The organism is Terrabacter sp. P5_B1 (genome assembly GCF_056400505.1).
The window spans coordinates 1-10,729 of the sequence record NZ_JBFULD010000131.1; the positions used below are offsets into that span (position 1 = coordinate 1).

General features: G+C 71.1%; 9 protein-coding genes. 4 read left to right on the forward strand and 5 right to left on the reverse strand.

The features are described 5' to 3' along the window. Both AC1DP0_RS11120 and AC1DP0_RS11125 read left to right on the forward strand, forming a co-directional pair. A partial coding sequence (locus AC1DP0_RS11120) for a fumarate hydratase (protein ID WP_478084585.1) occupies nt 1-1,637 on the forward strand: 1,637 nt, incomplete at its 5' end. Nucleotides 1,638-1,657: 20 nt separating this feature from the next. Continuing rightward, nucleotides 1,658-2,173 (forward strand): beta-class carbonic anhydrase, encoded by a 516-nt coding sequence (locus AC1DP0_RS11125; protein ID WP_478084587.1) that lies wholly within the window; start codon nt 1,658-1,660, stop codon nt 2,171-2,173. An 89-nt stretch (nt 2,174-2,262) separates the two neighbouring features. Here the strand turns inward: AC1DP0_RS11125 and AC1DP0_RS11130 are convergent, their stop codons facing one another. The 5 genes from AC1DP0_RS11130 to rplM all read right to left on the reverse strand — a co-directional run bounded on the left by AC1DP0_RS11130 (nt 2,263) and on the right by rplM (nt 8,548). Then, nucleotides 2,263-3,432: a low temperature requirement protein A gene (locus tag AC1DP0_RS11130; protein ID WP_478084589.1), complete on the reverse strand. Its 1,170-nt coding sequence runs from the start codon at nt 3,430-3,432 to the stop codon at nt 2,263-2,265. A gap of 46 nt (nt 3,433-3,478) precedes the next feature. Next, nucleotides 3,479-4,825 carry a phosphoglucosamine mutase gene (gene glmM, locus AC1DP0_RS11135; RefSeq protein ID WP_478084592.1) on the reverse strand — a complete coding sequence of 449 codons (1,347 nt, stop codon included), beginning with the start codon at nt 4,823-4,825 and terminating at the stop codon, nt 3,479-3,481. A gap of 145 nt (nt 4,826-4,970) precedes the next feature. Further along, nucleotides 4,971-7,388, reverse strand: a complete 2,418-nt coding sequence (locus AC1DP0_RS11140) for a hypothetical protein (RefSeq protein WP_478084594.1) — start codon at nt 7,386-7,388, stop codon at nt 4,971-4,973. Between the two features lie 179 nt (nt 7,389-7,567). Further along, the gene (gene rpsI / locus AC1DP0_RS11145; protein WP_034771666.1) at nt 7,568-8,071 is read right to left on the reverse strand and encodes a 30S ribosomal protein S9; all 504 of its coding nucleotides are present in this window, start codon (nt 8,069-8,071) and stop codon (nt 7,568-7,570) included. 33 nt (nt 8,072-8,104) lie between these two features. Then, entirely contained in the window at nt 8,105-8,548 is a 444-nt protein-coding gene (rplM, locus tag AC1DP0_RS11150; protein ID WP_478084596.1) for a 50S ribosomal protein L13, read from the reverse strand. A 258-nt stretch (nt 8,549-8,806) separates the two neighbouring features. On the opposite strand from rplM, the gene AC1DP0_RS11155 reads away from it, so the two are divergent. After that, nucleotides 8,807-9,430: a winged helix-turn-helix domain-containing protein gene (locus tag AC1DP0_RS11155; protein WP_478084598.1), complete on the forward strand. Its 624-nt coding sequence runs from the start codon at nt 8,807-8,809 to the stop codon at nt 9,428-9,430. Beyond that, nucleotides 9,427-10,729, forward strand: a 1,303-nt coding sequence (locus tag AC1DP0_RS11160; RefSeq protein ID WP_478084600.1) for an MFS transporter, incomplete at its 3' end; no start/stop codon positions are given. The genes AC1DP0_RS11155 and AC1DP0_RS11160, both read left to right, overlap by 4 nt.

The window sequence follows — 10,729 nt, forward strand, 5'->3', positions numbered from 1 at the left end:
GCGTGCGCGCCGTCGACGGGCCGGGCGGACGCACCTTCCTCGAGGTCGAGCCTGAGGCCCTGCGGCTGCTGACCGAGACGGCGATGCACGACATCGCCCACTACCTGCGGCCCGGCCACCTGCAGCAGCTGCGCAACATCCTCGAGGACGAGGAGGCCAGCAACAACGACAAGTTCGTCGCGCTCGACCTGCTCAAGAACGCCAACATTGCCGCCGGTGGCGTGCTGCCGATGTGCCAGGACACCGGCACCGCGATCGTCATGGGCAAGCGCGGCCAGCACGTGCTGACGGCGGGCACCGACGAGCGCGCAATCAGCGAGGGTGTGTTCGACGCGTACACCCGCCTCAACCTGCGCTACTCGCAGATGGCGCCGATCACGACGTGGGAGGAGAAGAACACCGGCTCCAACCTGCCGGCCCAGGTCGAGCTCTACGCCGACACCCTCCCGGGCCACGAGGCGCAGTACAAGTTCCTCTTCATGGCCAAGGGCGGCGGCTCGGCCAACAAGAGCTACCTCTACCAGGAGACCAAGGCGATCCTCAACGAGGACGCGATGATGCGCTTCCTCGACGAGAAGCTGCGGTCGCTCGGCACGGCGGCGTGCCCGCCCTACCACCTCGCCATCGTGATCGGGGGCACGAGCGCGGAGTTCGCCCTGAAGACAGCAAAGTACGCGTCGGCGAAGTACCTCGACACGCTGCCGAAGTCAGGGTCGATCACCGCCCACGGCTTCCGGGACACCGAGCTCGAGGAGAAGGTCCTCGAGCTGACCCGCCAGTTCGGCATCGGTGCGCAGTTCGGCGGCAAGTACTTCTGCCACGACGTGCGGGTCGTGCGCCTCCCCCGCCACGGCGCGAGCCTGCCTGTCGCCATTGCGGTCTCGTGCTCCGCCGACCGGCAGGTGCTCGGCAAGATCACGGCCGAAGGCGTCTTCCTCGAGCAGCTCGAGACCGACCCGGCCCGCTTCCTTCCCGACGCGGGGTCGGTCGACCTCGGCGAGCACGAGGACGACGCGGTCGGTGTCAGCTCCACGAGCCGCAACGTCGTCGTGAAGATCGACCTCAACCAACCGATGGACGACATCCTCGCCGAGCTCTCGAAGCACCCCGTCAAGACGCGGCTGTCGCTCACCGGGCCGCTCGTGGTCGCACGCGACATCGCGCACGCGAAGATCAAGGAACGGCTCGACGCCGGCGAGGAGATGCCGCAGTACCTCAAGGACCACCCCGTCTACTACGCCGGTCCGGCCAAGACGCCCGAGGGCCTGCCCTCCGGTTCTTTCGGCCCGACCACGGCGGGCCGCATGGACTCCTACGTCGACCAGTTCCAGGCCGCCGGAGGCTCGAAGGTCATGCTGGCCAAGGGCAACCGCAGCAAACAGGTCACGGATGCCTGTCACACGCACGGCGGCTTCTACCTCGGGTCGATCGGCGGTCCGGCCGCCCGGCTGGCGCAGGACTGCATCAAGCACGTCGAGGTGCTCGAGTACGAGGAGCTCGGCATGGAAGCCGTCTGGAAGATCGACGTCGAGGACTTCCCGGCCTTCATCGTCGTCGACGACAAGGGCAACGACTTCTTCGCCGAGGTGAGCAAGCCGATGGCCTTCACCATCTCCAAGCGCCCCGGACTCCAGTGACAGACGAGAGAGGACACAGAATGAGCGACGTCGCTTCTGCCGGCAAGGGTTTCGATGACATGCTCGCGGCAAACCGTGCCTACGCGGACACCTTCGACCTGGCCGGCTTCGACGGCATCGCCCGTGCCGGCGTGGCGATCGTGACGTGCATGGACTCCCGCATCGACCCCCTGAACCTCGTCGGCCTCAAGGCCGGGGACGCCAAGATCTTCCGCAACCCGGGCGGACGCGTGGCCTCCGAAGCCCTCGAGGCGCTGGTGCTCGCCACGCACCTGCTCAACGTGGACCGCATCCTCATCGTGCCGCACACCAGGTGCGCCATGGCCTTGAGCACCGAGGATGAGCTGCGCGAGCGGGTCGGGGCCAGCGCCGGCAAGGACGCGTCCTGGATGAGCTTCCACGCGATCTCCGACCAGGAGCGCGCCCTGCGTGCGGACCTCGCCACGGTCCGCACCCACCCCCTCATCGCCGAGGGGACGCTCGTGGGCGGCTTCATCTACGACGTCGACTCGGGTCTGCTCCGGCCCGTCGACTGACCGCGGCGGGCGCACGTGGGCACGTGGGCACGTGGGCACGAGGGAACGCGGGCGCGATCCCTACGTCGAGTGCCCACTTCCCGACACCGTCAGGCGGCCTCGCGGGTGGTCCAGACATGGTGAACCACGGCGGCTGCGAGCAGCACGCCGATCATCAGCACCGTGATGCCGATCGCCGGCACGACCGCCGCGACGAGGAGCACCGCCACACCGACCGCCACACCGACCCGGGTCTCCGACGTCGGCGCCCCGGCCATGGCGTCCATCGCCGTGAGGCCCCAGAGGTACACCGCGACCGCCCCCGCCAGCGCGAGCCCGACCAAGCGCACCGAGGCGTGCCCCCCGCCCTGGACGCGGTCGACGGCCGCCGCGAGGGCCGCCCCGGTGGCGGCCACCGAGGCGAAGACCAGGTAGTGGCCGTAGCCGGCGAGGAAGGTGCTCCGGATACTGCGCCCGAAGAGTCCGGCGTGATCCCGCTTGAAGTAGAGCCACCACATCGAGAAGACGACGAAGAGTCCCCCCACCACCAGTGGCAGCAGGCCTGGGTCGGCGCCTTGCCCGAGCGCTGCCTGGACGGCCTGCACCGAGGCGAGGATGACTTCGCCGAGCACGATGAGCGTCAGCAGGGCGTAGCGCTCGGCGATGTGGTGCGGATGGAAGGGCGTGATGCCCCGCCGCTCGGCCAGGATCGGCACGAGCAGCTCGAGGACGACCAGCGCGAAGAAGGACCCGAGCAGCACCGCGTGGCCCTGGAGCAGCAACCGGGCGATCCACAGCAGCTGCACGACGGAGATGCCGACGGCATACGCCAGCGCGGTCGCGCGGCCTTGGGGGTGACTCGCCGCGGCCCGGAGCCACATGGCGACCATGGCGAAGCGCATGACGGCATAGCCGCCGACGACGAGTCCCGACTGTCCCGTGGCGAAGAGGTCCGGGATGCCGGCGGCGAGCATCAGCGAACCGGTCATGATCGCGAACGTCAGCAACCGGTAGGGGACGTCGTCGCAGTCGTAGGACGAGGCGAACCACGTGTAGTTCATCCACGCCCACCAGATGGCGAAGAAGACCATGACGAAGTTGAGGAGGTCCTCGAGATGGCCCTCCGTGAGGCCGTGGTGCCACTGGGCCGCAGCGCCTGCGATGGCCACGACGAAGACCAGGTCGAAGAACAGCTCGAGCGGGGTCGCCACACGGTGCGTCTCGTGCGGGTCCCGGGGCTGCATCCGCCGGTGCAGGGGCACGACGTTGGCGTGGCTCACGTGCTCGATTCTGCCAGCGGCAGGGCGTGAGGTCGCCGTGCCGGCCTCAGAGGGACAGCTCGGCCCTGACCACGCCGACGAGCCGCTCGGCCAGGGCAGCGGCCTGGTCGCCGTCGGCGGCCTCGACCATGACGCRGACGACCGGCTCGGTGCCGGACTTTCGCAGCAGGACGCGCCCGGTGTCGCCGAGCTCGCCCTCGGCCGCGCGCACGGCATCGGCCACGGCGGCGTTGGCCTCCAGCGCTGACTTGTCGACGTCCTTGACGTTGACGAGCACCTGGGGGAAGTGGGTCATGATTCCGGCGAGGTCGGCAAGCGTGCGGCCCGTGGCGGCGACCCGCGAGGCCAGCATGAGGCCGGTGAGCGTGCCGTCGCCGGTCGTCCCGTGGTCGAGCATGACGACGTGACCGGACTGCTCGCCGCCGAGGGAGTAGCCGCCGCCCTTCATCCCCTCGAGGACGTAGCGGTCGCCGACTGCTGTCTGCAGCACCTTGATGCCGGCGCCGCCGAGCGCCTGGATCATGCCGAGGTTTGACATCACGGTGGCGACGAGCGTGTCACCGCGCAGCACTCCCTGCTCCTTCATGGCCAGGGCGAGGATCGCCATGATCTGGTCGCCGTCGACCTCGCAGCCGGTGGCGTCCACCGCGAGGCAGCGGTCGGCGTCGCCGTCGAGGGCGATGCCGAAGTCGGCGCCGGTCGCGACGACCGTCTCCTTCAGTCGCCCCGTGTGGGTCGAGCCGTAGCCGTCGTTGATGTTGAGCCCGTCGGGCTCGCCGCCGATGACGGTGACCCGGGCACCCGCCTCACGGAAGGCGCGCGGGGCGACCTCCGAGGCAGCTCCGTGCGCAGCGTCGACGACGATGTGCAGTCCCTCGAGCCGGTGCGGCAGGGAGGCCAACAGGTGGGCGACATAGCGGTCAGCGCCGTCGGCGAGGGGCGTGATGCGGCCGACGTCACCCCCGGTGGGGCGCTGCCACTCGTCGCGCAACCGGTCCTCGATGCGGTCCTCGAGGTCGTCGGCGAGCTTGTGGCCGCCCCGAGCGAAGAACTTGATGCCGTTGTCGGGCATGGGGTTGTGCGAGGCCGAGAGCATGGCACCGAGGTCGGCGTCCTGCTCCCCCACGAGGTAGGCGATGGCGGGGGTCGGCAGCACGCCGGCGTCGCGCACGTCGATGCCGGCCGAGGCGAGGCCCGCTATGGTCGCTGCGGCGAGGAACTCCCCCGACGCCCGCGGGTCGCGTCCGACGACCGCAACGGGTCGGTGGCCGTTGAAGGCGCCCACCTCCGCCAGTACGTGCGCCGCGGCGACGGAGAGATCGAGCGCGAGCTCGGCCGTGATGTCCTTGTTCGCCACACCACGGACGCCGTCCGTGCCGAAGAGTCGAGCCACGCGTGTTCTGCCTTCCCGAGGGGTTGCGGCCGGGGGTGGTCGCAGATGTGCTCGCACGACGATACCGCCCGACGAGGCGTGCCGAGCCCGGGTGGGGTGCCGGCAGGCGCTCCGTCGCAAAGGCCGCGACCACGGCGCCGCGTGATCACGAGCCGGCTGGGCGAAGCCGTGCGAGCCAGACTCCGTCCCGGTGCATGACGACGTCGGTGAGCTGCGCGAGGCGCGCCGAGACGGGACCAGAGCGCTCATCGGCCACGATCCAGCGGACCCCGCGACGGTCATGTGCCGCGTCGAGCCTCGCCCGAGTGGGGTCGGTCACGAGCATCAGCTCCTCGGCGAGGCGCGCCGGGTCCCAGAAGGGCGCGTAGAAGTAGGGCACCCCGGTCTCGGAGGCGGCCTGGACCATCCGAGGGGCGTAGCCGTAGCCGGAGACGTCGGTGCGCAGACCGGACAGCGCGACGACCGAGAAGTCGCGGTTGTCGCGGTATCCGGTCTTGGTCCGGCCGTTCCAGATGCGGTTGGTGGCGATGACGTCGCTGGGGTCGGCGTGCAGCCGGAGGTACTGGCCCGCCTCGAAGAGGGCAGGGCTGACCGCTGGTCGCGGTTGGGACTTGCCCACCGGCGGCGCCTGCGCCGGTGAGACCGGCGGCCCGGGAACGTAGCCGATCTTGAGATCGGGCACCAGGGCCAGCACGCCGATGGCCAGCGAGGCCAGGGCGAGCAGACCACCCCACGCGCCGGCCCGGGGCTGGTCGCGGCGTCGGACGAGTACGACCCAGCCGAGCGTGACGACGAGCAGGACCAGCCCGAGCATGAGCAGCGTGGGCGAGGCCCACTGCCATGCCAGCGCCCATGCGCCGAGCGCCCCATGCTCGCCGACGGCCGGGGACACCCGAGGTGCCGCGGCGGAATCTCGTGTCGCCTGCCAGACGACCCCGACGAGCACCGCACCGACGATGACGGCGCCGGGCCCGAGCAGGGCACGGCCCCGGACCCGCACCGTCTGCCGCCCGGGCAGCTCGTCCGCCCCGGCGAGGACCGTCTGGACGAAGAGGCCGGCGCCGGCACCGGAGAGCGCAAGACCGACCGGGAGGGCCGCCGCGGCGAAGTAGTACTGGCTGGCGCTGGGGTGCGTGAGGCTCAGCACGGCGACGAGACCGCCGACCACCACGCCCAGGCCGATCCAGCCCGCCGGCTCGGCCGAGCGGCGGCGGAGCAGCACGAGCAGGCCCGCGCACGGGAGCAGCATCGGCAGCCATCGGCGCACGAACGTCACCCCGGCGGCGGCGGCCTCGGCATGGTTGTCCACCGAGCGGGTGCCATACACCTGCTTCGCCGAGTCGCCCGGCCACGCCAACAGGTCAAGGCGCAAGCCGTAGGAGCCCGGGTAGATGAAGGCCAGGGCCAGCCCCATGACGACGAGCAGCCCGGCGAGCGTGCCGGCGTAGAGCACCAACGTGCGCCCGCGCCCCTCCTGGCGGCGTCCGGACACGAGGAAAGCGACGGCCGCCAGGCCGACCCCGCACAGCACGACAGGGACCTGGGCCGACTTGGCACCGGCCGCGCCGACCGCGAAGAGAGGCAGGAGCCAGAGCGGGACGGCCCGGTCGACGGGGCTTCGGCGCAGCAGGGCGACGAGGGTGCCCGTGAGGGCCAGGCCAAGGACCCAGCCCAGGGTCGCGGTGGGGCTCAGCTGCCAGTAGTTGCCGAGGATGGACAGTGGTCCCTGCGCCCACGGGTCGGCGGAGAACGGCCGGACGACCCCCACCGCGACCGCCGCGCCCACGCCACCCGTCCAGTGACCCGTCACCTGCGAGCCGACCGACGCCGCGAGCAGCACGAGCAGCACCACGAGGGTCGCCGGGAGCAGCCGGGACACGACGTCGAGGTCGTGCAGTCCCGAGCCGCCGAGCTGGGCGGCGAGGGCGTGGAAGAACCAGTGGTAGCCCAGGGGCTCGCCGTCGACCATGGGATAGCCGGGGTCGAGGCTGCGCCGGGCCTCTCCGGTGAGCGCGGTCTGGTAGAGCAGGTCCTGGTGGAAGAGCTGGAACCGCGCCGTCGGCTCCGGCGCGGTGACCGCGAGCCCGTTGACCCACATCCATCGGACCGCCAGCAGCGCCGTCGCGGCCAGAGCCGCCCAGGCGCCGAGGGGCCAGCCGTCGCCGTCAACCGGCGAGCCGACGAAACGCCGGCGCGTGACGGGCACCGCGAGGAGCGCGACTGCCACCGCTGGGCCGACCACGAGCGTGGGCAGGCTGACCCCGATGAGGTGCCCAAGCAGCCAGGTCAGCAACGCGACCACGATGCCAGCCGCCCCGGCCCATCCCAGGTCGGTCGCGTTCGTCCCGGTGCCGTGCAGGCAGCGCACCAGCGCCCAGCCCGGCAGCAGCACCCCGAACCCGATGATGGCCAGCCACCAGCCCACGACAGCGGGTTCACTGCCCGTCGTGGTCCACGAGAGGGCCAGGCCAGCCCCCACCAGCAGGAGCAGGCCGAGAGCGCCCACAGGACCCGCCAGACCGGCCGTCCCCCGCCGTCCGGCCATCCCCTTGGTCACCTGCATGTCGCCAAGGGTGCCACGGCAGCCTTGCGATAAGCCGATACCGCACGGCGTGCCCGACGCCGCCGCGGCCACGGGAACCGGGCGGGACGTGGCCCGGCCACACGGCATACGCATCGGGAGCGACGAAGGCCCCCGAGCAGTGCTCGGGGGCCTTCGGCTGTCGTGCTGGGGCAGCCAGATCAGCGCTTGCTGTACTGGGGCGCCTTGCGGGCCTTCTTGAGACCGGCCTTCTTGCGCTCGGGGACGCGCGGGTCGCGCGTGAGGAAGCCGGCCTTCTTGAGGGCGGGACGGTTCAGCTCCTCGTCGACGCCGTTGAGCGAGCGCGCCACGCCGAGGCGGACCGCGCCGGCCTGGCCGGAGGGGCCACCGCCGTGCACGCGGACGAGCACGTCGTAGGAGCCGTCGAGCTCGAGCAGCGTCAGGGGCTCCTTGACGATCTGCTGGTGCACCTTGTTCGGGAAGTAGGCGTCGAGCGTACGGCCGTTGATCTTCCACTCGCCGGTCCCCGGGACGATCCGGACGCGGGCGATGGCCTGCTTGCGCCGACCGGTCGCAGCGCCGGGGGTCGAGACCTGGCGGGCCCGCTTGGGCTCCCCGGCCACGGTCCCGTCGGACTCGGAGGTGTACTCGGTCAGCTCGGGCTCGTCGGTGTCGAGGACGTCCTCGTTCACGATGTCAGTCACGTGTCTTGTCGCTTTCTACGCAGCAGCCGAGGCTTACTGCGCAACCTGGGTGATCTCGAAGGGGACGGGCTGCTGGGCCGAGTGCGGGTGCTCGGCACCGCGGTAGACCTTGAGCTTGGAGAGCTGCTGGCGGGCCAGCGAGTTCTTCGGGAGCATGCCGCGGACGGCCTTCTCGACGGCCTTCTCGGGGCTCTGGGCGAGCAGCTCGGTGTAGGAGGTCGAACGCAGACCGCCCGGGAAGCCCGAGTGGCGGTAGGCCTTCTTCTGCTCGAGCTTGGCTCCCGTGAGGGCAACCTTCTCGGCGTTGATGATGATGACGAAGTCACCGGTGTCGACGTGCGGCGCGAACTGCGGCTTGTGCTTGCCCCGGAGCAGGACAGCGGCCTGGCTCGCGAGACGGCCGAGCACGACGTCGGTCGCGTCGATGACGTGCCACGTGCGAGTGACCTCGCCGGGCTTCGGGGTGTACGTACGCAATGGAGTCTGCCTTCGCTCTAAGAAATGGTGGAGCAGTGAATGCCGCTGGGCTCGGTCCGCGTCGCCCGCCCCCGTGGGGTCCGGCGGGTTCGCCTGACGGCCCGGTGCACAACCTCACCCATGTTACGGGGTCTGGGTCACGCCCTCAAATCCCGCACACCAGACCCGGAAACGTGTCCTGACCTGCACTGATGTCCTCCCAGACGCTTTGTGCACAGATCTTGTGCAATTAGATTGTGCATAGGTATTGTGCACACCATGGATGCAAAGGACACCTCGAACGCTCCCGACGACGACAGCGTCTGGCTGACCCCCGCCAGCCTGCGCGTCCTGGCCCACCCGCTCCGCTCCCGCCTGCTCGGCGCCCTGCGCCGTCACGGCCCCTCGACGGCCACCGACCTGGCGACGCTGCTCGGCACGAACTCGGGCGCGACGAGCTATCACCTGCGCAAGCTCGAGTCGGTCGGGCTCGTCCAGGACACCGAGCAGGGCGAGGGCAAGCGGCGCCTGTGGCGAGCGAGCTCGGAGTACCACTCGTGGCACCCGAGCGACTTCGAGGGCGACGAGGACTCCGAGACCGCCCTCAACTGGCTGACCCGTGACTATGCCCGTCACTTCAGCGAGCAGTACGACCGGTGGCTCGACGTCTCGACGACGTGGCCCAGTGCCTGGCAGGACGCGTGCGGATCGAGCGATGCCTCCGTCCTCGTGACCACGGAGTCCCTCGAGGCGATGCGCGAGGAGATGTGGGAGCTCATGGAGCGCTATCGCCGGGTCGGCCAGGGCAACCCACAGGCTCGACGGATCGCGGTCTACGCGTTCGCCTACCCCCTCGACCTCGACCGGCCGCCGGCAGACCCGTCACGCGAGTCGTCCCGATGAGCGCGCCGAGCAGGTATGCCGTCCTCTCCCCCGACGCGGCCCGCCGCGTCTTCCTCATCCTGACCTTCACCCGCTGGTTCCCGGTGGGCCTGGTCGTCGGCCTGCTCACCCTCTGGCAGCTCGAGCGGGGCCTCACCGTCGCGCAGGCGATGACGGTCTCGTCGGCCGCAGGGCTGACGATCTTCGCCCTCGAGCTGCCGACGAGCGGCTTCGCCGACGTCTTCGGGCGCCGCCCCGTCTTCGTCGTCTCCGCCGTCGTCAACCTCGTCGCGAGCGCGACCCTGCTCGTCGCGCACTCGTTCTGGGCGTTCCTGCTCGCCGCCGTGCTCACCGGGATCTTCCGGGCCCTCGACTCCGGTCCGCTCGAGGCATGGTTCGTCGACACGGTCCACGCGAGCAGGCCCGGAGCCGACGTGGACGGCGCGCTCTCGGCGCAGGGAACCGTGGTCGGTGTCGGCATCGCGGCCGGTGCGCTGGTCTCGGGTGGCCTCGTGTGGTGGCACCCGTTCGCCGGCGCGTCGGCCCTCGTCCTGCCGGTCGCGGTCTTCGTGACCCTCAACGTCCTGCACCTGCTCGCCGTCCTCGTGCTGCTGCGGGAGCCGCGCTCGGCCGAGCACCTCGACAGCTCGGCGGCACGACGGGCCCTGCACTCGGCCAAGGAGTCCCCGCGTGTCGTCCGTGAGGGCCTCGGCCTGCTGCGCGACAACCCGGTGCTGCGCGGCATCGTCACCGTCGAGCTCTTCTGGTCGGTCGCGATGATCGTCTTCGAGACGTTCCAGCCGATCCGGCTCGCCGAGCTCGTCGGCGGCGAGGAGCGCGCCGGGGCGATCATGGGCCCGGTGGCGGCGGCGGGCTGGGCGGTCTTCGCCGTCGGCGCGGCGCTGGGCGGGTGGTCGAGCCGGCGCATCGGCGTGGCCCGGACCGCCATCGTGGCGCGCATCCTCAACGGCCTCGGGGCCGTCGTCATGGGCCTCGTCGCGGGGCCGGCCGCCCTCATCGCCGCCTACGGCGTGACGTACCTCCTGCACGGCTCCGCCGGCCCCATGCACTCCGCCCTGCTCCACCGCGAGGCGCAGGCGCGCAACCGTGCCACCGTGCTGTCGATGAACTCGATGGTCGCCTCGGTCGCGTTCGGCCTGGCGGCTCCCCTGCTCGGCCTCCTGGCCGAGCGCACCTCCACCCAGGCCGCCATGGTGGCTGCGGGCGCCTTCAGCATTGCCGGCGCGTGGTTCTACCGCCGGGCCCTCCGCGCCGAGAGGCGCGCGAAGCGCGAGGCGCGCGGCCTGCCGGGTGCCGCAC

Coding starts and splice junctions, on each gene's coding strand:
- AC1DP0_RS11125 (WP_478084587.1), top strand. CDS start 1,658: ATGAGCGACGTCGCTTCTGCCGGCAAGGGTTTCGATGACATGCTCGCG.
- AC1DP0_RS11140 (WP_478084594.1), bottom strand. CDS start 7,388: ATGCAGGTGACCAAGGGGATGGCCGGACGGCGGGGGACGGCCGGTCTG.
- AC1DP0_RS11155 (WP_478084598.1), top strand. CDS start 8,807: ATGGATGCAAAGGACACCTCGAACGCTCCCGACGACGACAGCGTCTGG.